The following is a 26158-nucleotide window of genomic DNA, read 5'->3' as shown; positions in this document are numbered from 1 at the left end:
CTGATATTACACGAGGCGTTTTCGTATCTGTATGGTAAACTTAAGATACGAAAACGTTTTTTTGTTTTCTATGCTAGAATAGCTTAATTAATTTCACGACAAAGAAGGGATGTCTATTGGCTGATTTGACCATGACGAGGTTGTATGAAGTGATGATCGTCTTGTATGCGATCAGTCTAGTTTTTTACTTTACTGATTATTTTTATAAGCAAGTACGAGCAAGGCGTATTGCTTTTTGGCTTGTTTCATTTGTATGGGTGATTCAAAGTGCCATTATCATTTTAACGTTTGTGGAGACGAAGCGTTTTCCGATTTTATCCTTGTCTGAGGGAATTCTTTTTTATTCCTGGTTACTCGTGACGTTATCCATTTTCCTTCATTGCATAGCAAAGGTGGATTTACCTGTGTTTATTATTAATATACTAGGATTTTTATTCGCTAGTATATTTACATTCATGCCGAAGCGTCCTACAGGAGCTGTCGGGGATACATTAATTTCGGAAATGCTTTTTATTCATATATCATTTGCAATATTGTCCTATGCAGCGTTCACTTTAACATTTGTGTTTGCCATTTTGTACCTCGTTCTATATCGTTTGCTGAAAAAGAAAAAGTGGTCACACTTATGGACAAGGTTGCCTTCCTTACAGCAGACGAGTAGCTGGATGAATATTTCATTTTTTATTGGGATACCAATGTTATTTATAAGTTTAATATTAGGGTTTGAATGGGCACTATTAACATTAGAGAGTCTTTCGATTTTCGATGCGAAAATCATAGGGTCTTTCATTATTTTAATTTTGTATTGTTTTATCCTATATGTGAATCGCAAAAGCAAGCTGATAGGTACAACTTATGCGTGGGTACATATTTATGCCTATCTGTTAGTTGTTGTAAATTTCTTCCTAGGAAGTAGTTTGTCGCGATTCCATTTATGGTATTAGAAGAAAGGTTGGAGACTGTTGAGAAAAATTATTGTAGGTTCTAGGAGAAGTAAGCTAGCGCTAACTCAAACAAATTGGTTCATTAATGAATTAAAAGCGGCTGGTGTACCGTTTGAATTTGAAGTAAAAGAGATTGTAACAAAAGGTGATCAAATTTTAGATGTACAGCTTTCAAAAGTAGGTGGAAAAGGATTGTTCGTGAAAGAAATTGAACAAGCCCTATACGATAAAGAAATTGATTTTGCTGTTCATTCTATGAAAGATATGCCTGCTGTATTGCCAGATGGATTAGTGATTGGTTGTATTCCACCACGTGAAGATGCGCGTGATGCATTTATCTCGAAAGGTCATGTTAAATTTGCTGACCTTCCTGCGGGAGCAGTTGTTGGGACAAGTTCTTTACGTCGTAGTGCACAGCTTTTAACAGTACGTCCTGATATCGAAATTAAATGGATTCGTGGAAATGTTGATACACGTTTAGCTAAGCTCGAAACAGAAGAATATGATGCCATTATTTTGGCTGCGGCTGGTTTGAAACGTCTTGGTTGGAGCGATGATGTAGTCACTGAGTTTTTACCTGTAGAACAATGTTTGCCAGCTGTAGCACAAGGCTCTCTAGGCATTGAATGTCGCGCAGATGATGCGGAGCTATTAGCCGAATTAGGAAAGCTCACTGATTCATTAACATGGCAAGAGGCGCATGCAGAACGTGCATTTTTGGCAGCAATGGATGGTGGTTGTCAAGTACCAATCGCTGGGTATGCCACTTCTAATGGGGAAGAAATTACATTAACAGGACTTGTTGCTGCTCCAGATGCATCTGTTATGTATAAGGAAACAGTTGTTGGTACAGATGCACAAAAAATTGGAGAAGCGCTAGCTGCTATTTTAACAGAACAGGGTGCTTTTGATTTAATTCAGCGTGTAAAGGCAGAGCAAGATGCTAAGTAATTTACCTTTAAATGGTAAAACGATACTTTTAACAGGTACATCTAAGACAACAACCATTGTCGATAACATAACAGCTTTAGGTGGACAAGCAATCATAGCCCCATTAATTGAAACGTGCGAACGATTAGACAGTAATGATGCTGAACGATTGAATTGCGCCCATCAATATGATTGGATTATTTTTACTAGTCAAAATGCTGTCGATGCTTTTGCTAGTAAAATGCTTCGGCATCAATTGAATGCTAAGCACTTCCAAGGGAAGATTGCTTCCATTGGGACTAAAACAACGACAGCATTAGAAAAGTTAGGATTTCAAGTGAGCTTTATGCCTTCCGTATTTAGTGCTGATATTTTCGTCAAAGAATTTCCAAGTGTAGCAGGTAATCATCCGAGATGTCTGTTTATTCGAGGAGAAAAGGCGAAAAGTACACTGAAGGATGGGCTGCCCTTTGAATTAAAAGAATGGACAGTCTATGAAACGATAGAACGACATGATCAAACTGCGGCTATTGTCAGTTGCATCCAGCAACATCAAGATGTCACGGTGATTTTTGCTAGTCCTTCAGCTGTTGATGTGTACGCAATGGATGTAGTGCCGCATGTTGGGTGGCAAGCAACGCGCATTGCAGCCATCGGCCATATTACGGAAGCAGCTCTTGAACAATACGGTGCTACTGTGGATATTATGCCAAGTGTATATACAATGCAAGCAGTCATCGAAGAAATTATGAAAGTAGGGGACAAATCATGACAAAACTACAATTTCAAAGACATCGTCGTTTGCGTGCCAATGCAACGATGCGATCAATGGTAAAAGAAACATACTTACATAAAGAGGACCTGATCTATCCTATTTTTGTAATGGAAGGCGAAAATATAAAAAATGAAGTACATTCAATGCCTGGCGTTTTTCAATTTTCATTGGATAAACTGGAAGCAGAGGTTGATGAGGTTGTAGCATTAGGCATTCCTGCAGTTATTTTATTTGGCTTGCCAGCTGAAAAGGATGCGGTTGGAACAGGTGCATTTCATGATCACGGCATTGTTCAAGAAGCGACGCGACTCATTAAAGCACGTCATCCTGAGCTACTAGTCATTGCAGATACATGCCTATGTGAATTTACAGATCATGGACATTGTGGCTTAATTGAGGGCGATCAAATTTTGAATGATCCTTCATTAGATGTTTTAGCCCGCACGGCGATATCACAGGCAAAAGCTGGCGCAGATATTATTGCTCCATCTAATATGATGGATGGCTTTGTAGCTGCAATTCGTGCTGGTCTAGATGAAGCTGGTTTTGAACATATTCCGATTATGTCCTATGCAGTCAAATATGCATCTAGCTACTATGGACCATTCCGTGACGCTGCAGATGGCGCTCCACAATTTGGTGATCGTAAATCCTACCAAATGGATCCATCGAACCGTCTAGAGGCATTCCGTGAGGCAGAGTCAGATATCGAAGAAGGCGCAGATTTCTTAATCGTAAAGCCGGCCTTAAGCTATTTAGATATTATTCGAGACATGAAAAATAACTATCCATTACCGCTTGTTGCGTATAATGTTTCAGGTGAATATGCAATGATTAAAGCGGCTGCTATGAATGGTTGGATTGAAGAGAAAAAAGTTGTGCTTGAAACATTATTAGGCATGAAACGAGCAGGCTCTGATTTAATTATTACGTACCATGCAAAAGATGTTGCACGTTGGTTGGAGGAGAAATAAATGACACGTTCTTACGAAAAATCAAAACAAGCCTATGCTGAAGCTGTTCAATTAATGCCAGGTGGTGTTAGTAGCCCAGTACGTGCATTCAAATCAGTGAATATGGACCCGATTTTCATGGAATCTGGCCATGGTGCGATTATTAAAGACATCGATGGTAACGAGTATATTGATTATGTATTGTCTTGGGGTCCACTCATTCTAGGACATACACATCCAGAGGTAGTGAAAGCAATTGCAGACACAGCAGCCAAGGGTTCTTCCTTTGGTGCTCCAAGCTATACAGAAAATCGTTTAGCTCAATTGGTATTAGATCGTCTACCAGGTATGGAAATGATTCGTTTTGTCTCTTCGGGAACAGAGGCTACTATGTCTGCATTACGTGTAGCACGCGGTGTTACAGGGCGTGATAAGATTTTAAAGTTTGAAGGCTCTTATCATGGTCATGGTGATTCATTATTGATTAAAGCTGGTTCAGGTGTTGCCACACTAGGCTTACCTGATAGCCCTGGTGTACCTGCAGATATCGCACGCAATACGTTGACAGTTGCCTACAATGATTTAGAAGGGGCAAAAGTGATTTTCGACAAGTTTGGTGCAGAGCTAGCAGCAGTCATTGTGGAGCCAGTTGCAGGAAATATGGGTGTTGTACCACCACAGCCAGGTTTCCTTGAAGGATTACGTACGCTTACTGCAGAGCATGGTGCATTATTAATCTTTGACGAAGTGATGACAGGTTTCCGCGTAGATTATGGCTGTGCACAAGGGTATTTTGGGGTAACACCTGATATGACGACTTTAGGAAAAGTGATTGGTGGCGGTCTTCCTGTAGGTGCGTTCGCGGGGAAAAAAGAAATTATGGAGCAAGTTGCACCAGCTGGACCAATTTATCAAGCAGGTACATTATCTGGGAATCCATTAGCGATGACAGCTGGTTACGAAACGTTATCACGTTTAGATTATGGCACATATGACTACTTTAAAAAATTAGGTGATCAGCTAGAAGCTGGTTTCCGTGAAGCAGCATCCAAATATAATATCCCACACACTGTTAATCGTGCAGGTTCTATGATTGGCTTCTTCTTTACAAATGAAGATGTCATTGATTTTGCTTCTGCTAAAACGTCTGATTTACAATTGTTCGCTGAATACTTCCGTTTGATGGCAGAAGAAGGTATTTTCTTACCGCCTTCTCAATTCGAAGGATTATTCATCTCAACAGCTCATACGGAAGAGCATATTGCGAAAACGGTGGCTGCATTCGATAAAGTATTTGCACAATTAGCGCAATAAAATTTGATAGAGCATGCTAGAATGATTTCTAGCATGCTCTTTTTGTGTGCTTTGAAAACCCCCTGCTATGCAGGGGGTTCCGGAAAGCTTTTAGCTATGGACAATAAAAAAACTCCAAACGTACAATAAAGTCAGGTCTAGTCAACCGACTTCGTACGAAAGGAGCCACCATAAATGGATAATAAAAGTTTAGCACATACAACGTGGAATTGTAAGTATCATATCGTCTTTGCGCCAAAGTATAGAAGGCAGATTATTTATGGTCAAATTAAAGCAGATGTTGGAAGAATATTGCGCCAATTATGTGAAAGAAAAGATGTAGAAATCATAGAGGCAACAGCCTGTCCTGACCATATTCATATGTTGGTAAGTATTCCTCCGAAATTGAGTGTATCTGCGTTCATGGGTTATTTAAAAGGGAAGAGTAGTCTAATGATTTTCGACCGACATGCAAATTTAAAGTATAAATACGGTAATCGTCAATTCTGGTGTCGAGGATACTATGTGGATACAGTCGGCCGAAATAAGAAAAAGATACAGGAGTATATAAAAAATCAATTACAAGAAGATATCCTGCAAGATCAAATGACGATGAAAGAATTCATTGACCCATTCACAGGAGAAGAAATCAAGAGAAAGAAAAAATAAGTAAGCCGCTTTAGCGGTTTGTGTGAAAACGGAGTGCGGTTGACGGACCATTCAGAATGTCTTTAGACATGGGCCAGTACCCCAGCGTTTCACGCGCAGAGCAAACCACCAGTTATACTGGTGGTTCTGATTTGATGGATAAAGCAGAAAGCATTATAGTGCTAGAGAAATGTATGGACAAAAAGGGGGAATAGCATATATTTACTAGTAAACAAGATCTTCTATACTGGATGAAGGACCTGCTTTTGTCAAAATTACATCTTTCAGCATAGCCAAATTGTGGGCGATTTCGTTTATAATATAGCTATTCATAAAAGAAAGTAGTGAATTGATATGGCAACAGGCACACACACGGTCGAAGTACCCGTAAGGATTGAACATGTATGGGATTTCGTTAGTGATATGGAAAAATGGGCAAAGCTTGTCCCAGGTTATAATGCACACGAAATGATTGATGACAAACACTCCACTTGGACTTTTAAAGGCAATGTTGGCGTATTGAAAAAAACAGTAGAAGTAGAAATTACAATCTTAGAATGGTTGGCACCTTCAAAAGTTACATTCGAATTAAAGGGTCTTTCTGATAATTTCACAGGAAATGGTTATTTCCTTGCAGAAAGCATCGATGCTGAAAATACAAAAATGACAGGATTCTTAGAAGTCGTTGCTGGTGGGTTAGCTGGCCCTGTTTTAAATCCGATTTTTAAACCGATCGTACCAAAGGCAACGAAAATGCTAACAGATCGTGTAGCTAATAAAATTAAATTAGTAAATGTTTAATTAAGACGAACATCCATGAAAGTGGCATGCTAGAATACTACTTCTAGCATGCCATTTTTCTAGTAGTATCTATTTTTAACTCTGTTCAACTTGAAACACCCTAGCATACTATCCTTCCAAGCGTCATATGATGCAGAGGGAGGGATTATTATCGAACACAAAACTTGGAATATGCGCGAAACATTTTGTTTTCCTGGATACGGCTGCCCAACAGAAATAGCAGCTGTACAAATTAAGCCTCAGTGGCAGGCAATGCAGTTAGAGGATTCACTTCGACTTATGGGCATCTATCATATCACCGCACACGTTCGCTTTGATTTTCAAGATATGCAAGCATTTACAGATAATGAAGATTTAATTACAATTGATGCCCTTGATATCCAAGGAGATACTGGTTATTTTGAGTATGCCGTACCTTTACATGTTGATTTACCAAAAGAATCGGATGTCAAAGATTTAATGGTCAAGGATATTCGCCCTAGTCTGGCAAATCAGATGTGTCAGCTTGAGTGGACAGTCACAAGTGCTTTCAATGAATATGAACCTGTTGTTGAAAGAAATATGTTAGACAATCCACACTTATCAACCCATGCTTTCGAACAAGAGGAAACAATGGCAGTAATCGAAGAAAGTGTTCAAGTGAAACAACCTGCCGCAGTAGCAGCAGCTTCACGCCAAGAGAACTCTACAACAGTTGACCAAAAAGCTGTATTGAGAGAATCCTCAAGCCATATTGTTGTACGTGAATCCAGTACTTGGCATGAAGTGCCTTCTATGATTTGGGATCTAACAGAAGAATATACACCGCTTAAAGTTCGTGTTTCAAATGATGTCTTTCAAAAGTAAATAGCAGAGAAGTAGCAGGAGTAATAAGAAGACTAAATCACCTGATGTTGGCACAATAATGACACGGATAAACTGAAAAGCACAAATCGGCACGATAATGGTTCTGCAATAAAAACGAACTTGCCGTAGCCAAGGTGGTAAAAGCCAAGGGTTATACTTGCGTCGACGCATTTGAATTGTCACTTCCTTTTCTATTTACTTTCCTCTTACTAAAAGATGACTAAATCACTTGAAAAATGACACGATCCTGCGGTACAATAAGGAAAATCAAATACAGATGCTATGATAGGGAAGAGTAAATTTTGTCTACATTTTCAGAGAGGAAACGGTAGCTGAGAAGTTTCTATTTGTACTGAATTGAAGGTAGCCCTTGAGCAGCTTTAGTGAACTAATAGTAGTTAAAGCCGGTTAAACACCGTTACCGAATTGAGAGCCAGTAGGGAAGGCTGAGAAAATGTGTCATTTAACATTTATCTTAACCACTGCTGGAATTAAAGGTGGTACCGCGAACTAAAACTCCTTCGTCCTTTTAGACGAGAGGAGTTTTTTTATTGGGTAAAAAAATGAACAGCATTTCTTTACCAACAGTTTTCAAACAATAGGAGGAGTCAATATGACAGAAAACATTTCAATGCCAACTAAATATGACCCACAGTCCATTGAAGCTGGTCGCTATGAATGGTGGTTACAAGGGAAGTTTTTCGAGGCACAGCCTGAAAGTGGGAAAAAACCCTATTCAATCGTTATTCCACCACCAAACGTAACAGGTAAATTACACCTTGGTCATGCTTGGGATACAACATTACAAGATATCCTCATTCGTATGAAACGCATGCAAGGTTATGATGCCCTTTGGTTGCCTGGTATGGATCATGCGGGTATTGCAACACAGGCAAAAGTAGAAGCAAAGCTGCGTGAGGATAATATTACACGTTATGATTTAGGACGTGAAAAATTCCTTGAAAAAACATGGGAATGGAAAGAAGAATATGCTGGACATATTCGTGATCAATGGGCAAAGCTTGGTCTTGGATTAGACTATACGCGTGAACGTTTCACACTAGATAAAGGCCTTTCAGATGCGGTAAAAACAGTTTTTGTTCAGTTATATGAAAAAGGTTTAATTTACCGTGGTGAGCGTATCATCAACTGGGACCCAGCGGCGAAAACAGCATTGTCTGATATTGAAGTAATTTATCAGGATGTGCAAGGTGCCTTCTATCATATGAAATATCCATTAGCTGATGGCTCAGGCTATGTAGAAGTTGCTACTACACGTCCCGAAACAATGCTTGGTGACTCTGGGGTAGCTGTTCACCCGAACGATGAGCGTTACCAGCATTTAATTGGTAAAACCGTTATTTTACCGATTGTAGGTCGCGAAATCCCGATTGTTGCTGATGACTATGTTGATATGGAATTTGGTACTGGGGTTGTAAAAATGACACCAGCCCATGATCCGAACGACTTTGAAGTTGGTAATCGTCATAATCTAGAGCGTATTCTAGTAATGAATGAAGACGGCACAATGAATGATCTTGCTGGTAAATATAAAGGAATGGATCGCTTTGAATGCCGCAAGCAAATCGTTGCTGATTTACAAGAAGCAGGCGTGTTAATTCGTATTGAAGAGCATATGCATTCAGTAGGACACTCTGAACGTTCTGGTGCTGTTGTTGAGCCATACCTTTCAGCACAATGGTTCGTTAAAATGCAACCACTTGCTGACGCTTCCCTAGAGCTACAAAAGGATGAAGAAGGGAAAGTAAACTTTGTTCCTGCTCGTTTTGAAAACACATATTCTCGCTGGATGGAGAATATTCGTGATTGGTGTATTTCTCGTCAATTATGGTGGGGCCATCAAATCCCAGCTTGGTACCATAATGAAACAGGCGAAATATACGTAGGTAAAGAAGCGCCAGCTGATGCAGAAAACTGGACGCAAGATGAAGATGTACTAGATACATGGTTCTCTTCAGCACTATGGCCATTTTCTACAATGGGCTGGCCGGATGAAGCAAATGAAGAATTTAAACGTTACTATCCAACCAGTACTTTAGTAACAGGTTATGATATTATTTTCTTCTGGGTATCTCGCATGATTTTCCAAGGCCTTGAGTTTACAGAGCAACGTCCATTTAAAGATGTACTCATTCATGGTTTAGTACGTGACGGTGAAGGACGTAAAATGAGTAAATCACTTGGCAATGGTGTTGATCCAATGGATGTTATTGAACAATACGGTGCAGATTCATTACGCTACTTCTTAGCTACTGGTTCATCACCTGGTCAAGATTTACGCTATACAACTGAAAAAGTAGAAGCAGTATGGAACTTCTCCAATAAGATTTGGAATGCATCACGTTTTGCGCTTATGAATATGGATGGTATGACATATGATGAGATCGACTTAACTGGTGAAAAATCAGTTGCTGACAAATGGATTTTAACACGCTTAAATGAAACAATTGAACGAGTAACTTCTCTTGCAGAGCGTTATGAATTCGGTGAAGTGGGTCGTGAATTGTACAATTTCATTTGGGATGATTTCTGTTCTTGGTATATTGAAATGGCAAAATTACCACTTTACGGAGAGGATGAAGCAGCTAAAAAGACAACTCGTTCTATTTTAGCTTACGTACTAGATCAAACAATGCGTCTATTACATCCATTTATGCCTTTCATTACAGAAGAAATCTGGCAGCACTTACCACACGAGGGTGAATCTATTACAGTGGCAGCATGGCCAACAGTACGCACAGATCTTCATTTTGCAGATGAAGCAGATAATATGAAGCTCCTAATGGATATTATACGTTCAGTACGTAATATTCGTGCGGAAGTAAATACGCCAATGAGCAAAAAAGTACCGTTGTTTATTTCAGCGAAAGATGCGGCAACAGCAGCTGTACTCGAAGAGAATCAAGCATATTTAGAAAAATTCTGTAATCCTGACACTTTAACAATTGGTGAAGGTTTAGAGGCTCCAGGTCAATCGATGACGGCTGTTGTTACAGGAGCACAGGTTTTCCTACCTCTTGTTGGACTGATCAATCTAGAGGAAGAAATTGCTCGCCTTGAAAAAGAATTAGAAAAATGGGCAAAAGAAGTGAAGCTTGTTACAGGTAAGCTATCGAATGAGAAGTTCGTATCGAAAGCACCGGAAGCGTTAGTCAATGCAGAACGTGAAAAATTAGCAGATTACGAAAGCAAGCATGCGGTTGTTTTAAAACGTTTAGATGAATTGAAAAATATGTAAAGATAAAGCAATGGATGGCGAAAAAGTCATCCATTGCTTTTTTTTTATGGATCTAAAGATATGCATTGTTTTAGGAAAAAATATATAGTATTATTTAAAATAAATTAGTCTAATAGATGATAATTGGCACTACACTAGTAGGAAACAAAACCTAATTTCATATTATTTAGCCGTGAAAAACCAAAGCTAAGATTGTGTGAATGGATATTTTTTTAAATAGACAGTCTTTTTAATGAAAGAAAATAAGAGTCAATGGAGGTGTTGAGAATGTCAGGAAATATTGCAACTATTATTACAAAAGTCAACAAAGCATGTGATGAATTAGACTTTGTAAGCGCGAGAGTATTGATCGAAACGAATCTCTTGAAATTATCAGAAGCAAAGTATTATCGTTTATTAAATACAAGTGGTCGCGTCCTTATTAAGCACATATTAGCAAATAGTAATCCTCAACAGGATAGCGCTAAATTATCAAGGACCGATTTATTAACGATCCAAAAAATAAATGAGTATTGCTCAGACTTTGATATATCTATGTTAAAAAGAACGTTAAAAAACGCTTTTGAATTAGTGCAACGTCCAGATGTTCATCCGTTATTAAATAGTGATGCAAAAACTATTTTAAACAATATGGGTGCTTTATTAGGTGCTCACAAGGTACACTAATCTAATATTAGTACGAACACGCAGTCGCTAGCTGCGTGTTTTTTGTATTTTGTCATTTTGCTATGTTATTAAACGTTACTTGTACTAAAATAAAGATATTGCAGTAAGAGGGAGTGTTTATTTTGTTTAACACAATGAACGAATGTACAAAATTTATTTTTACATTAAAAGCAGTTGATCATAAACGTGCGCCACTTGTCCTTATGCGTGAAGTATTAGGACATTTAGATGAACCTCACAACAAACTACGAGTAATCCATGTAGCAGGCTCAAATGGTAAAGGCTCTACGGTGAACGCATTAAGAGAAATGCTACAACATGCAGGTTACACTGTAGGGGCATTTACGTCCCCACATTTAGAGCGAGTCAATGAACGGATGACCATTAACGGCCACCAAATCTCGGATGAGCAATTTCTTTACTACTTCAATAAACTTGCAAAAATTATAGAAGAGCACTACAATGGCGATTTTCCAAGCTTTTTTGAGGTAGTTACACTGATTATGTTTCAATATTTTGCACATGAAGGAGTAGATATAGCGCTTATTGAGACAGGGCTTGGAGGACGTTTGGATGCGACAAATGTCGTAACGCCGATTGTAGCTATTATTACAACGATTTCGCTAGAGCATACAGCCTTTTTAGGTGATACCTTCGCAAAGGTTGCCGCTGAAAAAGCTGGCATCATCAAAGAAGGCATCCCGGTTGTTGTAGGCGTTAACAATGAGGAAGCATTGGCTGTCATTAAAGCCACTGCAGAGGAACGACATGCATCATGCTTTGTTTTGGGGCAGGATTTTACGGTGACAAATAGTTGGCAAAGCATTGACAATCAGCACTTTACATATGAAAAGGACCATGTCTTGATGAGGGATGTGCCCTTAAAAATGGCTGGCTCGCATCAAATGAATAATGCAAGTCTGGCTATCACGGCAATGCTAACGTTACGGGAGAAGGGGGCAATTGCAATCTCTGATGATTCAATTCATCGAGGTCTACAATGTGCGCAATGGGCAGGTCGCTTCGAGCAAAGGCCGAATCGTATTGTGCTAGATGGTGCTCATAATTCCGAGGGCACAGCTGCTCTTATCCAAACACTAAAAAACGTCTACCCAACTAATAAATATCGTTTTATTTATGCTGCATTAGCAGATAAGGATCATGCCAACAGTATAGAACTAATGGATGCTGTTGCCACCTCCATCGCTTTTACAGAAATAAACCTACCGAATGCAATGCCTGCTGAAAGCTTAGCGATGTTGTCGACGCATGCGAATAAAACGCATCATAAAGAATGGCTAAAAAGTCTTCAAACCGTATTACAAGAACGCCATGAAGAGGATATTGTTGTCATTACAGGCTCTTTATACTTTATAGCAGAAGCTCGACAGTGGCTACAGGAGGAAGGACAATGATTCCAAACTTTGATTATTATAAAGAGAAATGGCAGGTCAAAAGTGATGATGTGATTAAACCAGGTCTTGCAGCAATTGAAGAGGCTTTATCATTAGTAGGTAATCCTGAGCAAACTTTGCGTGTCGTCCACTTAGCTGGTACAAACGGGAAAGGCTCTACTTTAACGTTTCTAGAGGCAATTGCGCAAGAACATGGCTTACGCGTGGGCAAATTTATGTCACCATGTATCGTCGATGTTCATGATCAAATTCAAATAGCTGGTCAACCTATAACAGAAGCTGAAATGGATCGAGTGTTTCAACAGATGCGTGAAGCTGGGCTTAGTGGCAAACTAACAGATTTTGAATTACTGACGGTGGCAGCATTCTTACATTTTGTGAATGGCCAAGTAGATATTGCACTGATTGAAGCGGGAATGGGCGGCTTACTGGATAGCACAAATGTGGTCACACCCATTGTCTCTATTATCCCAAGCATAGCTTTAGAACACACAAAGTTTTTAGGGGATACGCTTGAAAGCATTGCACGCCATAAAGCAGGTATTATTAAACAACAACGGCCAGTCATTATGGGTGATTTGCCAGATGAAGCAAAGCGTGTTGTTGATGACGTAGCCACTCAAAAAAATGCCCCTATATTTGCATTAAATCATCATTTTGCTATTGAGCAAGCAACTGATGGAGAAAGCTATACGAATGACGTACAGCAGTTTCAAATAGCAAAACTAACACGTTCTATGAAGGGAGCGCATCAGGCGAATAATATGGCACTCGCCATTACTGCATTTTTGGAAGTGGCATCAGTATTAGGTGTGTCTACGGATAAAACTGCCATTCGTCAAGCTGTGCAAAAGGCCTCTATTTTAGGACGTTTTGAAGAAATAATGCCTTTCGTTATTTTGGATGGCGCACATAATCCTGCGAGTGCCGAAAAATTAGTAGAAACGATTCAAAGTGAGTATCCAAATGAGCAGATAACATTTGTTATTGGCATACTAGCAGATAAAGATGTTCAGCAGATTCTTCGACTTTTAGAGCAGGTGAGTGATGATTTTTATTTCGTGGATTTTGATAATTCTCGTGCAATGACAGCTCAACAAATGCTCAAGCTTTCTCATGCAACATCAAAAACAACCTTAGTTGATTATGCATCCTTTATACAGGCGCAATCACATAGACAGCAAAGAACAATTGTATCAGGCTCGTTATATTTATTAACAGAGGTTCGTAATAGATTAAAAGAATGAAAAGACTAGGACTCTTGATAGCGAGTCCTAGTTTTTTTATGGTAGCAAATTTAGATTGTAATGAGTTCCGTATCAAAAAATAATAAATTCGCATTTACACTTCGGAATCTACATATACTTATATCATATTATGTTGGCAACGTTACTAGTGCATAGATAGGTGGAAGGATGAGGTGATAGTTGAATGAAAATTGTAAGTCATGTGATGAAAAAACAAATATTTCGAGCAATGATTATTGGTGGATTTGTTGGTCTATTAGGTGTAGCGATTTTTTTGGGCGTTTTACAAGCCAGTACACAGTTACCTTTAAATAAAAATGGTAGTGAAGTGGCAAATAATCAATCACAAACAGAAACGATTCCAACTGCCGGTGAGACAACCAATACATCTAATGCACCGATGTTTTATGCTAGCCAAGCTGGCGTGTATTCAAACTATGAGAGCGCTAGTTCATTTGTTGCTGAGTATCCTGCCTTAAAAGAGAGCGCGATTGTTCAAGTTGATGACAAGTTTTACGTATGGACAAGCATGGTGACGGAAGAAAGCCAGCTACAATTTTTACAGGACCCTGCTACCTTTAAAAAGGCGTTTAGTGTCAGCGGTGAAAGCTGTAAAGAACCGACCCTTGCAGAGATACCAGCTGCTTTAGCAGATAAAAATGCCTCAAAATTAAATTTTAAGGAAAATGGTAAGGATTCAACGCTCCCTGAAGATTGGCAGTCTATTGGGGCAGCTGCCTCTACTATTTCCAACGATGTTAACATCATTCGTTTGCATGTTTTTGCCCATTATCAATCTAAAAATACGTGTCTTCAGGTGAAATTTTAACCATAAATGTTAGCGGAATCATCATTATCTTGTTTTTTTGAAAATTTTCAAATTGTCCATTCTTTTGTATCATAAGGATAAGGAGGAATGGTCAGATAATGTTGAAAACAAATCATAAGCTTGTCCTTGCTTCTGCTTCCCCTAGGCGCAAGGAATTGCTTAACATGTTAGCACTTCCATTTGAAGTCTTAACAAGTGAAGTGGAAGAAACAAGTGTACAAGCTCATACAATGCAGGATTATGTAAAAGAAGTAGCTTTATTGAAGACGCGTGATGTAGCCAAAAAAGCAACGAATGCGACGATTATTGGTGCAGATACAATCGTAGTTTACAATCAAGAGCTACTACATAAACCAAAAACACGTGAGGAGGCTATTTCTCACTTATTACGTTTGTCAAATAACAAACATAGTGTGATGACAGCCGTCGCTATAATTGAACCGAATGGAAAGGAAACGACCTTTGTAGAAGAGACCCAAGTTGTTTTCCACCGTCTAACGCAGGAACTAATAGAAGCTTATGTAGATTCAGGAGATCCTTTTGATAAAGCGGGCGGTTATGGCATTCAAACGATCGGTACACTATTAGTTAAACGAATTGAAGGAGATTATAACAATGTTGTAGGTCTACCACTTGCAGCTTTGTTTTCGCAATTGGTAGATCTACAGATAGTCCAATTTGCGAAGGAGTGAATATTTTTGCTTGAAGACGCTTTACCAACTTTGATGATACGTGATGTCAATATTGAGGATCGCCCCCGTGAACGATTATTACGACAAGGGGCTAAAAGTTTATCCAATCAAGAGCTACTCGCGATTTTATTGAGGACAGGCACAAAGGAAGAATCTGTGCTTGTTCTCGCAAATAGGGTTTTAAATGTTTTTGAACGACTTCATCATCTGAAGCACGCAACCATTGAAGAAATGATGGCTATTAAAGGAATAGGTGAGGTAAAAGCCATTCAATTAATAGCTGCCATTGAACTTGGTAGAAGACTGGCCCAAAAACATAATGATGAGAAATTTACGATACGTTCTCCACAAGATGCAGCAACATACTTAATGCCTGATATGACTTCGCTTAACCAGGAGCATTTTGTTGTTCTTTTTTTAAATATTAAAAATCAAATTATTCATAAGCAGACGATTTTTATTGGCAGTTTAAACGCCTCCATCGTTCATCCTAGGGAAATCTATCGAGAAGCTGTCAAAAGATCTGCGGCTTCTATTATATGCGCTCACAATCATCCGAGTGGGGTGCGCCTGTAATGTGCGTAAACTTAGTGTTTCCTAAGGGAAATTAGAACTTCTCACAACGTTCTATGGTCAGCGTCTTACCTTGAGAGGAAACTCACAGAGGGAACATAGCATGACGTGAAAAGGGGGAAAGACGACAAAGCTATCAGAGTCGAGTCAGTCCTTCAGACCAAGTGATGTATGGTAAAAGCTATACTGCCTGAATCCTAGACAGATGAGCGATGGGTGCGCCGTTACCTACGATAGTTATTAGGTAATGAGGATAAAATGGGAGACACAGAGTCAGAGTGTCTATTAGAATACGCCACTTTCTTGTCCATAGTGAGATTTGTCCTTCAATCCTTTATAAAAGGAAAATGTCGAAAGGGATACCTAACCATCACGTATCTAAGTTTATGTGTAATACAGGGATTACCTAAGTGTGAATGCCTTCGTGGCTATAACGTGTAGAAGTTTGAAAATCACATATGGTAACGGAGTCTTCATAGTACCCAACGTTTGCTTGTAATGAGTTTAGCATGGGAAAGGAAGACAGGTTGTTTTAACGTTAACAAAGAAAGGAGTCATGAATATGGCAAAAAATCCATTTCAGCAGTTAGACGTTATAAGGAATGCTTCATATCATAATCGAAAAATAAAAGACTGCTACCGATTACTATACCATAAAGATTTATGGATAAAAGCATATGCAAAGTTATACCCAAATGCGGGCAATCTAACGAAAGGCACGACAGAGGAAACAATTGATGGCTTCAGTCTTGGGAAAATTGAACAGATAATTGAAGAATTAAAAGAAGGTACATTTCGCTTTTCTCCTGTGCGTAGGGTTTACATTCCCAAAGCAAATGGAAAGAAACGTCCTTTGGGTGTACCAAATTTTAAAGATAAATTAGTTCAAGAAGTAATGCGAATGATTTTAGAACAAGTTTATGAACCGATTTTTAGTAAACATTCGCATGGATTCCGACCAAACTATAGTTGTCATACAGCTTTATCTGAAATTAAAAACACGTGGAAAGGTTTGACATGGTGTGTTGAAGGTGATATTAAAGGGTTTTTCGATAATATTAATCACAATACGCTGTTAAAACTAATTGCTCAAAAAATTGATGACCATAGATTTCTATTACTTATACACAATGCGCTAAAATGTGGTGTAATGGAAAACTGGCGTTATGAAAAGACCTTTAGTGGAACACCACAAGGAGGAATCATTTCCCCCTTACTTGCAAATATATACCTTCATGAACTAGATATATTCATGGAAAAAGAAATGCAAGCATTTGAAAAAGGTAAACTTCGTGAACGTAATAAAGAATGGATTGCAATCCGTGGACACATCCGAACAATTCAAAATAAAGTTAAACGTTTAGATTTAAGATACGAGCATAAGGATTGGCTAGAAAGAAACGACCTAGTTGAAGAATTGCGTATTCTAAAAGCTAAACAATTAACAATTTCATCAGTTGATCCAATGGATGAAAATTATCGAAGAATGAAATATGTTCGTTATGCAGATGACTTCGTTATTGGAATTGCTAGTTCTAAAAATGATGCAAAACAAATAAAACAAATAGTCACAGATTTTTTATTAGATAAGCTTCAATTAGAATTAAGTGAGGAAAAAACGGTTATAACACACCTTGAAAAAGGTGTCCCATTTCTAGGTTACGAGTTCAAAACATGGAATCAAGAAAAAATTACCCGTGTTCAATACAAAAATCACAAACATCCTATAAAGAAACGTACACTCTCTGGTGCAATTAAGTTAGAAATACCAACGAAAAAGATATATGCATACGCAATAAAAAATGGATATGGTAATTTAGAAAATTTTAAAATTACTCACCGAAACAAACTGCTTAACAATTCGGAATTAGAAATATTAATGACCTACAATGCAGAATTACGAGGCATAGCAAATTACTACAAGCTAGCGAATAATTATCATCACTTAGATAAGCTATTCTATCTAGCTGAAAGTAGTTTTATTAAGACGTTAGCTGTTAAAAGAAGAAGCACATCAAAAAAAGTCGCAACTAGTATGAGAAAGCATGAACAAGGAAGGCTTTCAATCGTTTCAAAGAACAAAAAGGGCGAAGAAGTTGCTTATATGTTTGTGAAGCTAAAAGATATGCCTAAACCAAAGGGAGCTATACGTACTAGTAATAGCGAGATGGATAATATCCCAAACACGCTAAAATACTCAGCGAGGACAGAATTTGAAAAACGCTTACTTGCAAATAAATGCGAAGCATGTGGAAAAACAGAAGGGCAAATGGAAGTACATCATGTACGGAAATTAAAAGACCTTAAAAACAAGAAAAACTTAAAGTATTTAGACAAGATTATGATAGAAAGAAATAGGAAGACAATTGTACTCTGTTATGATTGTCATCACATGCATCATGAAAAACGCATTCCGATTGAACAACTGGCGAGCCGTATACATTGAAAGGTGTACGTACGGTTCTGTGGGGGGGATTGTGAAATCGACTATGGCAACATAGTACGGCGCATTTTCTCTACCCAACGTGCCAACACCGAGCACAGAGGATATTGAAGTAACAAAGCGAATTGTTGAAGCTGGTTATATTATAGGGATTGAGTTAATTGATCATGTTATCATCGGTGATCATCAATATATTAGTTTAAAAGAAAAAGGGTATTTTTAACTCTGCATACAATATGCAGAGTTTTTTATGATGAATCTGTTTTGTTGTATAGAAGATTCATTTATCTATCATGGTATTATTAATTATCTTGTCATAAAATTTTTGTATTTTTTTGTGGTATATTGGCGAACCTTTTTCCTTACATATCGTTAATGTATTCATAGAAATGCAATTATCTTCACAAAAATTGGTAGCCTGATACACATTGTCTTATGGGAATAAAAATTATATGCTAATCTATACGTACTATTTTTAGTTTAAGAGGGAATTAAAATAGTATCTTTTCTGTGAGATGAAGTATGTGATACTATAAATTCTTGCGTTTTTCCGTTATAATGAACGGTATGAATTTTATCTTTATTCAGGAAAGACTCCCATCGAAAATGGTGGTGAGGTGAATGAGTGTGTATTTTTTTCAAGGTGTATATCACCAGCTGATGAAGATAAAAAATTTTGACAGGTGTTATGGACTTTGAAAGGAGTCAATTGTGTATTTACACAATTCAAATTCCTATACATTGATGTCAAATATATTGGATGTCAACGAAAGTATGGCTTATATAGAAAGGGAGTACACAATTTGTTTGGACTAGGAAGCAAAGATGTCGGGATTGACCTCGGCACAGCGAATACATTAGTGTTTATTAAAGGAAAGGGAATCGTTTTACGTGAACCTTCAGTTGTAGCAAAAAATACAAAAACAGGGGATATCGTTGCTGTTGGTAATGATGCGAAAAATATGATTGGTCGTACACCTGGCTCAATCGTAGCGATTCGTCCTATGAAAGATGGCGTTATTGCTGACTTTGATATTACAACAGCAATGATCGAGTATTATTTAAAAGAAGCATGTAAAAACTCCGGAGGTAACTGGAAAAAACCAAATGTCATGATTTGTGTGCCTTATGGTATTACATCAGTGGAGCAACGTGCGGTTATTGATGCTGCACGACAAGCGGGTGCAAAAGAGGCGTTCACAATCGAAGAGCCATTTGCAGCAGCAATCGGTTCAAATCTTCCTGTATGGGATCCTACTGGGTCAATGGTTGTTGATATCGGTGGGGGTACAACAGAAGTAGCCGTTATTTCTTTAGGTGGTATTGTAACGAGTGAATCGGTACGTGTTGGTGGAGATGCTATGGATCAATCCATCATTTCGTATATTCGTAAAACGTATAATTTAACAATTGGTGAACGTACAGCGGAAGCCGTAAAAATGGAAATTGGTACGGCATTAGCAGAAGGACCAGAAGAACGAATGGATATTAGAGGTCGTGACCTGTTAACAGGTTTACCGAAAACAATCGAAATTTCTTCACAGGAAATTTCTGAATCATTGCGTGAAGCGGTTGCCTCTATTATTGATGGTGTTCGAAAAACATTAGAACAAACACCTCCTGAATTATCTGCTGACGTAATGGAGCGCGGTATCGTGTTAACTGGCGGTGGTGCCCTATTAACAAATTTAGACAAAGTAATTAGCCAAGAAACAAATATGCCAGTATTTATCGCAGAAGATCCTTTAGACTGTGTAGCAATAGGTACAGGTAAGGCCTTAGATCATATCGACTTAATTCGTCAACAACAAGTTAAAGGGTAAGGAGGTTTAGGCAATGCCACACTTTTTTTTCAATAAGAAAGTAATTTTGCTGCTCGTAGGCATGGTTTTTCTTGTGGCATTGATTAGCTTCTCATTACGTGATCGGACGAATGCAACTTTACCAGAGCAAATTATTAAAGATACTGTCGGCGTCGCACAATCGCTTGTTGCGAAGCCGGCGAATTATATTAATGGTATTTTTAATAGTATTGACTCCCTCTTAAACACGTACGAAGAAAATAAACGTTTAAAAGCACGCTTAGAAGATTTTGCAGTTGTACAAGCTGAGGCTACGGATTTAAAATCAGAGAATAACAAGCTTCGAGAGCTTTTGGATAAAACCGAGAGCTTAAAGGCGTTTAATCCAATTCAAGCAACAGTGATTGCTAGAAATCCTGACCAGTGGGAAGAGAAAATCATTTTAGATAAAGGGTCTTCTCATGGCGTCAAAAAAAACATGGCAGTTATGACGGCGAAAGGCTTAGTGGGGAAAATTACACTAGTTACACCTTTCACATCTGAGGTAGAGCTTTTATATACAAATAATCCAAACTATCGTGTTTCTGCGATGGTGCTTGGAGAAAAAGAAGCATACGGTTTAATCGAGGGCTTTGATGAAGAACGTAATGAACTCATTATGAAGCGAATCGATTCTAGCATGAAGGTTAAAGTAGGCGAGCAAGTAGTTTCTTCAGGTCTTGGTGGTATTTTCCCTAAGGGAGTGCCGATTGGAGTAATTACGGAGGTTAGTACAGATGATTTTGGTTTAACAAAAATGGCTTATGTCAAACCATCTGCTGATTCTTCAATTTTAGAGCATGTTGTGATTGCACAGCGAACATCCACAAGTATTGATGGATCAGATGGCAACGCAACGAATGAGGATTTATCGAATCCGCAAGAGGCGAGTGAAGAGGAGGCGGAGTGATGGTTCGATTTCTCATCCCCTCTGTGGCGGTATTACTATTCCTGTTAGAACCAGAATTTGCCATGCTTTCCCCGATTGAAATTAAAGGGGAAGTCTATTTTCTGGTACCGCGTTTTTTAATCTTATACCTAATTTTTATATCCATCTATTACAGCCGTCAACGAGCGGTAATGTATGGACTTTTTTTTGGTGTCTTGTATGATGTGTTTTACATTGATATTATTGGATTATATTCAGTACTTTATCCACTTATTTGTTTTTTAGCAGGGTCTATCGTGAAAGTTATACATCAGCACTTAGTTGTAACAACCACAATTTCAGTTGTGCTAGTAGCTATTTTAGAATTTATTCTCTATCAATTCTTTTTCCTAATCGATTTTACAGCAATTCCTTTAGCGGATTTCTTACGTTCACGACTACTACCAACAATCATTGCCAATGCTTTATTTTTAATGATTCTTGGGTGGGCCTTCAAGTATCTAATTAATGCGCGTGTCTTACAGAGAGCACGTGAGGTTTCTTAACAAAGAACAACGTGAGGTGAGGCATTCATGAAAAAACAGTTAGTTAATATGAAGGGAACGAAGGACGGTTTTGTACTACGCCTAGACGACCAATGTGCGTATGGTGAGCTAGTGGAAGAATTAAAGAATAAAGTTTTAGAGGGCGGTATCGATGGTAAAGTTGATGTACAATTATACTTAGGCTATCGATACTGTACTGAAGAACAATTAAAAGAACTTATAAAAATTATAGAAGAAACAGAGCAGCTTATTGTATCGAAGGTGCAAAGTGAAGTACTGACTGTCCACGAAAGCAACCAGAAGATGTTTGAAAGTCAACAAGATACATATATAGGAGTGGTCAGGTCAGGACAAGTTCTGCGTTCATCAGGGGACATTACCATCATAGGAAATGTGAATCCAAACGGTCGTGTTGAGGCTGGAGGTAATGTATATGTCCTAGGTAGACTAAAAGGGATTGCACATGCTGGTGTGCAAGGCAATAAAGAAGCAATCATTGCAGCATCTCGATTTGAAGCCACACATATCATGATTGCCGATCAAGTGCAGGCAATGTCAGATGAACATGTAAAAGCGTTAAATCAAGTAGAAATGACTTGTGCATTTATTGGCTACGATGGACGCATTACGTACGATCAAATTCATGCCTTAAAAAATATTCGACCATTGTTAAATGTGTCTAAGGGAGGAAGCTAGTGTGGGAGAAGCGATCGTCATAACTTCAGGTAAAGGCGGTGTCGGTAAAACAACGACAGCGGCTAACCTTGGGACTGCATTGGCTCTACAAGGTAAAAAAATATGTTTAGTGGATACAGATATTGGCCTACGTAATTTAGATGTGATTTTAGGCCTGGAAAATCGTATTATTTATGACCTGGTTGATGTGGTGGAAGGACGCTGTAAAATTCATCAAGCATTGATTAAGGATAAGCGCGTAGATGAGAAACTATTTTTATTACCTGCTGCTCAAACAACAGATAAAAATGCTGTTACCCCTGAGCAAATGAAGAGCTTAGTAGAGGAATTGAAAAGAGACTATGATTATGTTTTAATCGATTGCCCTGCTGGAATTGAGCAAGGCTATCGTAATGCTGTTGCTGGTGCAGATCATGCGATTGTTGTCACAACACCTGAAATTTCTGCTGTTCGTGATGCAGATCGTATTATTGGTTTACTGGAGCAGGAAGAGATCACAGCACCTAAACTCATCATTAATCGTATTCGACAACATATGATGAAGAATGGTGACACATTGGATGTCAACGAAATTACAACTCATTTATCGATTGATCTATTGGGCATTATTATAGACAGTGAGGGTGTCATCTCATCTTCTAATAAAGGTGAACCAATTGTGATGGACCCTTCAAATAAAGCGTCATTAGGCTATCGAAATATTGCACGTCGTATCCTTGGTGAGTCTGTGCCATTGATGGCTATTCACGATGAGCAAAGAGGGATGTTTTCAAAACTTAAAGCCCTTTTTTCAAAATAAATTAAAACCTTTTCGTGCAATCGTACGGGAAGGTTTTTTCTTGTGCATGTTTGGACATGCAATCTCATATAGTGAGGAAAAAAGGATGAGGGCTTGTTTAAAAAATGGAAATGGTTCGTCACGATACTTCTTGTGGCGGCGATTATGCTTGTAATTCGTTTAGAGGATCAAGGCGTCGTAGATACACCTGTTCGAAAACTTGTGACAACCTCTGCTGATTTAACGTATTTAAGTGAGCTCGGACAAAGTTGGTTTGAAAAAGAAAAAGAGACCATCATGGTTTCTAGTGATGTAGGGCAAGCAGATCTTTTAACATTTGCGAATGCCCAAGTATTCAAAGAAGGCTATCTATTGCAGTATGATGTAGGCTTACCCATCTATGCGGGGCAGAATGGATTAGTCGTTTTTACTGGCCATACAAAGTACACAGGCAAGACCATGACGATCAGCTATGAGGATGGTACAACGGTATCCTATGGTATGTTAGATAGTTTAGCCCAACTACCCTATACATCTATTCAAGCAAATGATTTAATTGGTATGAAAGAAGCGGGTCAACTTTATGTGTCCATTGAAAAGGGAGATGCTCATTATGATTTAGAGCAAATTGTACAATGGCTTGAAACGACGGAGACCAATGAGAATTAAATTACATCTTCTGTGTATCCCTCTTGTATTTGTCATGATTTTTAGTGGCCAATTAGCATATTACGCTATTATTTTATTTTCATTGCTATGGCATGAGGCTGGTCACTTAATTGCGGCAGTATTGTGTGGAGTGAAGGTGAAATCCTGCGTTATTACACCATATGGGGGAGAAATTCAATTTGAAAATCCAGCGGTTGTGCAAGCTTCGTCACTCCTATGGATTGCATTAGGAGGACCAATCGCTACCATTATTGGGATTGGCCTCGCTTTTTTTATGCCTGATTTACTCGCTATGAAACTTATAAATGTACAATTCGTGTTATTGGCTGTAAATCTTGTACCCATCATACCGTTAGACGGTGGGAGGATCTTGTTAGCCTGGCTATTTTTAAAATATCCAAAAGCCCAAGTGGTTGAGCTATACTATTGGTTATCCTTCATCATTGCTACAACACTATTACTAGTCACTTTCAAGTTCTTGCCACAATCTATTTTTTTAGCCATCATAAATTTATTCATTTGGTTGCAAGTATTGAAAGAATGGCGTTATCGAAAATATCGAGTTGCTTTTGAAAAATATGTTATGAATAGATTGACTTAAAAAAAATCGTGTGGTAATATTTTAATGTTATTGTTTGTAGCACCCGTGCTACTACAACCGCTCTGTAAAGGTTTAAGTATCTGATAAGATCACCTTAAAACACAGGCGAGTCTGAGTCTAAGAGGAGGTGCAGTAAAATGTACGCAATTATTGAAACTGGTGGTAAACAAGTCAAAGTAGAAGCTGGTCAAGAAATCTATGTTGAGAAATTAGGCGTAGAAGCTGACGAGGTTGTAACTTTTGATAAAGTTTTATTCGTAGGTGGCGAAAACGTTAAAGTTGGCGCTCCATTCGTAGAAGGCGCTACTGTAACAGCTAAAGTTGTTAAAGAAGGCCGTGCGAAAAAAATCGTTGTTTTCAAAATGAAAGCTAAAAAGAACTACCGTCGTAAACAAGGTCACCGTCAACCTTACACAAAATTAGTTGTTGAAGCAATCAACGCTTAATTGTGAGGTGTAGCGAATGATACAAGTTACGATTCATCACGATGAAAATAGACATGTGTCAGCATTCGAATTTTCAGGACATGCTGGTTACGATGAATCTGGTAAAGATTTAGTATGTGCAGGAGCATCAACTATTGCCATTGGTACAGTAAATGCTATTTACGCATTATTACAAATTCAACCCGAAATCGAACAAGCTGCTGAAGGTGGAGGCTATCTCAAGGTAAATCTACCATCAGATTTAGAACCTGAAGTAGATGCAAAACTACAGTTAATTGTTCAAGTAATGACTGCCCAAGTGTATTCTATGGTGCAAAATTACGGACAATACATCCAAATCAACTACAACCAAGTAGGAGGTGGAACTCGATGAAATTATTATTAGCATTAGATCTTCAACTTTTCGCATCGAAAAAAGGGGTAGGTTCTACTAAAAACGGACGTGACTCTGAGTCTAAACGACTTGGTGCTAAACGTGCTGATGGCCAATTCGTAACTGGTGGTTCAATTCTTTACCGTCAACGCGGTACAAAAATTTACCCAGGTACAAACGTAGGTCGTGGTGGTGACGATACACTATTTGCTAAAGTTGACGGCGTTGTTAAATTCGAACGTTTAGGTCGCGATCGCAAACAAGTATCTGTATACCCAGAAACACAAGAAGCTTAATCTTTTATAAGATAACATAAAGCGGAGGACTGCATTTATTGCAGTCCTTTTTTTGGCTAAATTTCAACAAAGCAGATTTCAGACGCAATGACGCCAAGGTATAATTGATTAAAGAATTAAGGGAAAAATACAGCAAAACTTGTTATACTAGTAAGGATAACTTTATTGGAGTGAATGGGATGAACAATCAATCACTAACCATTAGTGAAGTATTACGTTTTGCAAATCATGATTATGTGAATCAACTGCAACTGATTCGCATGAATTTAGATTTAGGTAGAATCGACGAATCGAAGAAACTTATTCAACATTATTCAGAACAATTACGAGTGTTTTCTATCCTCAATCGACTACAATTACCCCAAACAATTGAGTGGCTACAAACAGCAGGATGGCGTTATCCATCATTAGCGTGGAAGCTAAATGGTGAGATAAAAAAGCCTGTGACCAATGAGATTGATCAGGAAGTTGTAGATTATTTAAACAAAACAGTTATGCATGTTTATGATACATTAGATCCATTTACAGAGCAGATCCTAACGCTTGATGTACGTGTTGACGATCATACATTTGCCGTGACATTCACGCTAAATGGGTTATGGAGTGCTGATGCATTCACCGAAAAAGGTTTGAAACAATTCGACATTCAAACAATTGAGCAGACAACTACACGCTGGCAATATGTCTTGAGTGCAAATAGGGAGTGAATT

The 26158-nt window shown here is 38.4% G+C and carries 27 protein-coding genes, 2 pseudogenes and 2 other annotated features; of the genes and pseudogenes, 28 read left to right on the top strand and 1 reads right to left on the bottom strand.

The features are described from left to right. The first annotated feature begins 116 nt into the window (after positions 1 to 116). The 8 genes from ccsA (at position 117) to MHB65_RS16820 (ending at position 7190) form a co-directional block, all read left to right on the top strand. Positions 117 to 944 carry a cytochrome c biogenesis protein CcsA gene (gene ccsA / locus MHB65_RS16855; protein ID WP_205444689.1) on the top strand — a complete coding sequence of 276 codons (828 nt, stop codon included), beginning with the start codon at positions 117 to 119 and terminating at the stop codon, positions 942 to 944. Positions 945 to 962: 18 nt separating this feature from the next. Further along, the gene (hemC, locus tag MHB65_RS16850; protein WP_205444687.1) at positions 963 to 1895 is read left to right on the top strand and encodes a hydroxymethylbilane synthase; all 933 of its coding nucleotides are present in this window, start codon (positions 963 to 965) and stop codon (positions 1893 to 1895) included. Then, complete coding sequence (locus MHB65_RS16845) at positions 1885 to 2646, top strand: uroporphyrinogen-III synthase (protein ID WP_342441101.1); 762 nt, start codon at positions 1885 to 1887, stop codon at positions 2644 to 2646. The genes hemC and MHB65_RS16845 overlap by 11 nt, the downstream gene beginning before the upstream one ends. Next, positions 2643 to 3623: a porphobilinogen synthase gene (gene hemB / locus MHB65_RS16840; RefSeq protein WP_342441100.1), complete on the top strand. Its 981-nt coding sequence runs from the start codon at positions 2643 to 2645 to the stop codon at positions 3621 to 3623. The genes MHB65_RS16845 and hemB overlap by 4 nt, the downstream gene beginning before the upstream one ends. Then, positions 3624 to 4916 carry a glutamate-1-semialdehyde 2,1-aminomutase gene (hemL, locus tag MHB65_RS16835; protein ID WP_342441099.1) on the top strand — a complete coding sequence of 431 codons (1293 nt, stop codon included), beginning with the start codon at positions 3624 to 3626 and terminating at the stop codon, positions 4914 to 4916. Between the two features lie 174 nt (positions 4917 to 5090). Then, the gene (gene tnpA / locus MHB65_RS16830; RefSeq protein WP_036129052.1) at positions 5091 to 5564 is read left to right on the top strand and encodes an IS200/IS605 family transposase; all 474 of its coding nucleotides are present in this window, start codon (positions 5091 to 5093) and stop codon (positions 5562 to 5564) included. A 333-nt stretch (positions 5565 to 5897) separates the two neighbouring features. Beyond that, positions 5898 to 6344, top strand: a complete 447-nt coding sequence (locus tag MHB65_RS16825; RefSeq protein ID WP_342441098.1) for an SRPBCC family protein — start codon at positions 5898 to 5900, stop codon at positions 6342 to 6344. Between the two features lie 171 nt (positions 6345 to 6515). Further along, positions 6516 to 7190 carry a valyl-tRNA synthetase gene (locus MHB65_RS16820; RefSeq protein WP_205444680.1) on the top strand — a complete coding sequence of 225 codons (675 nt, stop codon included), beginning with the start codon at positions 6516 to 6518 and terminating at the stop codon, positions 7188 to 7190. Here MHB65_RS16820 and MHB65_RS16815 read toward each other — a convergent pair. Further along, on the bottom strand, positions 7167 to 7361 hold the full coding sequence (locus MHB65_RS16815; RefSeq protein ID WP_036124009.1) for a hypothetical protein: 195 nt from the start codon (positions 7359 to 7361) through the stop codon (positions 7167 to 7169). The two genes, MHB65_RS16820 and MHB65_RS16815, sit on opposite strands and share 24 nt — an antisense overlap. Before the next feature lie 102 nt (positions 7362 to 7463). Then, positions 7464 to 7722: a binding site (T-box leader), on the top strand. Positions 7723 to 7803: 81 nt separating this feature from the next. On the opposite strand from MHB65_RS16815, the gene MHB65_RS16810 reads away from it, so the two are divergent. From MHB65_RS16810 to MHB65_RS16715, 20 genes and pseudogenes are all read left to right on the top strand, one after another. Further along, positions 7804 to 10449 carry a valine--tRNA ligase gene (locus MHB65_RS16810; protein WP_342441097.1) on the top strand — a complete coding sequence of 882 codons (2646 nt, stop codon included), beginning with the start codon at positions 7804 to 7806 and terminating at the stop codon, positions 10447 to 10449. 267 nt (positions 10450 to 10716) lie between these two features. After that, the gene (locus tag MHB65_RS16805; protein ID WP_205444677.1) at positions 10717 to 11115 is read left to right on the top strand and encodes a hypothetical protein; all 399 of its coding nucleotides are present in this window, start codon (positions 10717 to 10719) and stop codon (positions 11113 to 11115) included. A 134-nt stretch (positions 11116 to 11249) separates the two neighbouring features. Further along, the gene (locus MHB65_RS16800; protein ID WP_342443760.1) at positions 11250 to 12530 is read left to right on the top strand and encodes a folylpolyglutamate synthase/dihydrofolate synthase family protein; all 1281 of its coding nucleotides are present in this window, start codon (positions 11250 to 11252) and stop codon (positions 12528 to 12530) included. Beyond that, on the top strand, positions 12527 to 13777 hold the full coding sequence (locus MHB65_RS16795) for a folylpolyglutamate synthase/dihydrofolate synthase family protein (protein WP_342441096.1): 1251 nt from the start codon (positions 12527 to 12529) through the stop codon (positions 13775 to 13777). Before MHB65_RS16800 ends, MHB65_RS16795 begins: the two co-directional genes overlap by 4 nt. A 184-nt stretch (positions 13778 to 13961) precedes the next feature. After that, positions 13962 to 14606, top strand: coding sequence for a hypothetical protein (locus tag MHB65_RS16790; protein ID WP_205444674.1), 645 nt, complete (start codon positions 13962 to 13964; stop codon positions 14604 to 14606). Positions 14607 to 14704: 98 nt separating this feature from the next. Continuing rightward, complete coding sequence (locus MHB65_RS16785) at positions 14705 to 15298, top strand: Maf family protein (protein WP_342441095.1); 594 nt, start codon at positions 14705 to 14707, stop codon at positions 15296 to 15298. A 33-nt stretch (positions 15299 to 15331) separates the two neighbouring features. Next, positions 15332 to 15865: pseudogene (gene radC, locus MHB65_RS16780) on the top strand (DNA repair protein RadC); the annotation flags it as partial. Between the two features lie 568 nt (positions 15866 to 16433). After that, positions 16434 to 18317, top strand: coding sequence for a reverse transcriptase domain-containing protein (locus MHB65_RS16775; RefSeq protein WP_342441094.1), 1884 nt, complete (start codon positions 16434 to 16436; stop codon positions 18315 to 18317). Between the two features lie 67 nt (positions 18318 to 18384). Next, positions 18385 to 18537, top strand: a pseudogene (locus tag MHB65_RS16770) (JAB domain-containing protein); the annotation flags it as partial. A 580-nt stretch (positions 18538 to 19117) separates the two neighbouring features. Continuing rightward, positions 19118 to 20137 carry a rod shape-determining protein gene (locus tag MHB65_RS16765; RefSeq protein ID WP_205444671.1) on the top strand — a complete coding sequence of 340 codons (1020 nt, stop codon included), beginning with the start codon at positions 19118 to 19120 and terminating at the stop codon, positions 20135 to 20137. Between the two features lie 13 nt (positions 20138 to 20150). Further along, positions 20151 to 21065 (top strand): rod shape-determining protein MreC, encoded by a 915-nt coding sequence (mreC, locus tag MHB65_RS16760; protein WP_205444669.1) that lies wholly within the window; start codon positions 20151 to 20153, stop codon positions 21063 to 21065. After that, entirely contained in the window at positions 21065 to 21589 is a 525-nt protein-coding gene (mreD, locus tag MHB65_RS16755; RefSeq protein ID WP_004226656.1) for a rod shape-determining protein MreD, read from the top strand. Before mreC ends, mreD begins: the two co-directional genes overlap by 1 nt. Before the next feature lie 27 nt (positions 21590 to 21616). Next, positions 21617 to 22285, top strand: coding sequence for a septum site-determining protein MinC (gene minC / locus MHB65_RS16750; RefSeq protein WP_205444667.1), 669 nt, complete (start codon positions 21617 to 21619; stop codon positions 22283 to 22285). 1 nt (position 22286) lies between these two features. Further along, positions 22287 to 23084, top strand: coding sequence for a septum site-determining protein MinD (minD, locus tag MHB65_RS16745; RefSeq protein WP_205444666.1), 798 nt, complete (start codon positions 22287 to 22289; stop codon positions 23082 to 23084). Between the two features lie 93 nt (positions 23085 to 23177). Next, entirely contained in the window at positions 23178 to 23732 is a 555-nt protein-coding gene (locus tag MHB65_RS16740) for a peptidoglycan DD-metalloendopeptidase family protein (RefSeq protein ID WP_205444665.1), read from the top strand. Beyond that, complete coding sequence (locus tag MHB65_RS16735; RefSeq protein ID WP_342441093.1) at positions 23722 to 24333, top strand: stage IV sporulation protein FB; 612 nt, start codon at positions 23722 to 23724, stop codon at positions 24331 to 24333. The genes MHB65_RS16740 and MHB65_RS16735 overlap by 11 nt, the downstream gene beginning before the upstream one ends. A 45-nt stretch (positions 24334 to 24378) precedes the next feature. Continuing rightward, positions 24379 to 24456: a sequence feature (ribosomal protein L21 leader region), on the top strand. 14 nt (positions 24457 to 24470) lie between these two features. Next, a complete protein-coding gene (gene rplU / locus MHB65_RS16730) occupies positions 24471 to 24779 on the top strand; it encodes a 50S ribosomal protein L21 (protein WP_205444661.1) in 309 nt (102 codons plus the stop codon). Positions 24780 to 24795: 16 nt separating this feature from the next. Then, the gene (locus MHB65_RS16725; protein WP_205444660.1) at positions 24796 to 25152 is read left to right on the top strand and encodes a ribosomal-processing cysteine protease Prp; all 357 of its coding nucleotides are present in this window, start codon (positions 24796 to 24798) and stop codon (positions 25150 to 25152) included. After that, a complete protein-coding gene (gene rpmA / locus MHB65_RS16720; RefSeq protein WP_205444658.1) occupies positions 25149 to 25448 on the top strand; it encodes a 50S ribosomal protein L27 in 300 nt (99 codons plus the stop codon). The genes MHB65_RS16725 and rpmA overlap by 4 nt, the downstream gene beginning before the upstream one ends. 179 nt (positions 25449 to 25627) lie before the next feature. Further along, the gene (locus MHB65_RS16715; protein ID WP_205444656.1) at positions 25628 to 26155 is read left to right on the top strand and encodes a Spo0B domain-containing protein; all 528 of its coding nucleotides are present in this window, start codon (positions 25628 to 25630) and stop codon (positions 26153 to 26155) included. Positions 26156 to 26158 lie beyond the last annotated feature (3 nt).

Origin of the sequence: Lysinibacillus sp. FSL K6-0075, from assembly GCF_038592945.1 — a bacterium.
Lineage (GTDB): Bacteria > Bacillota > Bacilli > Bacillales_A > Planococcaceae > Lysinibacillus > Lysinibacillus fusiformis_F.
This window is presented reverse-complemented; position numbering and strand designations above follow the sequence as displayed.

What these genes read in the sequence shown, in the direction of transcription:
- MHB65_RS16795 (WP_342441096.1), top strand. Translation starts at nt 12,527, where the DNA reads ATGATTCCAAACTTTGATTATTATAAAGAGAAATGGCAGGTCAAAAGT.
- MHB65_RS16820 (WP_205444680.1), top strand. Translation starts at nt 6,516, where the DNA reads ATGCGCGAAACATTTTGTTTTCCTGGATACGGCTGCCCAACAGAAATA.
- minC (WP_205444667.1), top strand. Translation starts at nt 21,617, where the DNA reads ATGAAAAAACAGTTAGTTAATATGAAGGGAACGAAGGACGGTTTTGTA.
- rplU (WP_205444661.1), top strand. Translation starts at nt 24,471, where the DNA reads ATGTACGCAATTATTGAAACTGGTGGTAAACAAGTCAAAGTAGAAGCT.
- MHB65_RS16735 (WP_342441093.1), top strand. Translation starts at nt 23,722, where the DNA reads ATGAGAATTAAATTACATCTTCTGTGTATCCCTCTTGTATTTGTCATG.
- hemL (WP_342441099.1), top strand. Translation starts at nt 3,624, where the DNA reads ATGACACGTTCTTACGAAAAATCAAAACAAGCCTATGCTGAAGCTGTT.
- MHB65_RS16845 (WP_342441101.1), top strand. Translation starts at nt 1,885, where the DNA reads ATGCTAAGTAATTTACCTTTAAATGGTAAAACGATACTTTTAACAGGT.
- mreC (WP_205444669.1), top strand. Translation starts at nt 20,151, where the DNA reads ATGCCACACTTTTTTTTCAATAAGAAAGTAATTTTGCTGCTCGTAGGC.
- hemB (WP_342441100.1), top strand. Translation starts at nt 2,643, where the DNA reads ATGACAAAACTACAATTTCAAAGACATCGTCGTTTGCGTGCCAATGCA.
- tnpA (WP_036129052.1), top strand. Translation starts at nt 5,091, where the DNA reads ATGGATAATAAAAGTTTAGCACATACAACGTGGAATTGTAAGTATCAT.
- MHB65_RS16790 (WP_205444674.1), top strand. Translation starts at nt 13,962, where the DNA reads ATGAAAATTGTAAGTCATGTGATGAAAAAACAAATATTTCGAGCAATG.
- MHB65_RS16800 (WP_342443760.1), top strand. Translation starts at nt 11,250, where the DNA reads ATGAACGAATGTACAAAATTTATTTTTACATTAAAAGCAGTTGATCAT.
- MHB65_RS16805 (WP_205444677.1), top strand. Translation starts at nt 10,717, where the DNA reads ATGTCAGGAAATATTGCAACTATTATTACAAAAGTCAACAAAGCATGT.
- MHB65_RS16725 (WP_205444660.1), top strand. Translation starts at nt 24,796, where the DNA reads ATGATACAAGTTACGATTCATCACGATGAAAATAGACATGTGTCAGCA.
- rpmA (WP_205444658.1), top strand. Translation starts at nt 25,149, where the DNA reads ATGAAATTATTATTAGCATTAGATCTTCAACTTTTCGCATCGAAAAAA.
- MHB65_RS16715 (WP_205444656.1), top strand. Translation starts at nt 25,628, where the DNA reads ATGAACAATCAATCACTAACCATTAGTGAAGTATTACGTTTTGCAAAT.
- MHB65_RS16775 (WP_342441094.1), top strand. Translation starts at nt 16,434, where the DNA reads ATGGCAAAAAATCCATTTCAGCAGTTAGACGTTATAAGGAATGCTTCA.
- MHB65_RS16815 (WP_036124009.1), bottom strand. Translation starts at nt 7,361, where the DNA reads ATGCGTCGACGCAAGTATAACCCTTGGCTTTTACCACCTTGGCTACGG.
- MHB65_RS16785 (WP_342441095.1), top strand. Translation starts at nt 14,705, where the DNA reads ATGTTGAAAACAAATCATAAGCTTGTCCTTGCTTCTGCTTCCCCTAGG.
- mreD (WP_004226656.1), top strand. Translation starts at nt 21,065, where the DNA reads ATGGTTCGATTTCTCATCCCCTCTGTGGCGGTATTACTATTCCTGTTA.
- MHB65_RS16825 (WP_342441098.1), top strand. Translation starts at nt 5,898, where the DNA reads ATGGCAACAGGCACACACACGGTCGAAGTACCCGTAAGGATTGAACAT.
- MHB65_RS16810 (WP_342441097.1), top strand. Translation starts at nt 7,804, where the DNA reads ATGACAGAAAACATTTCAATGCCAACTAAATATGACCCACAGTCCATT.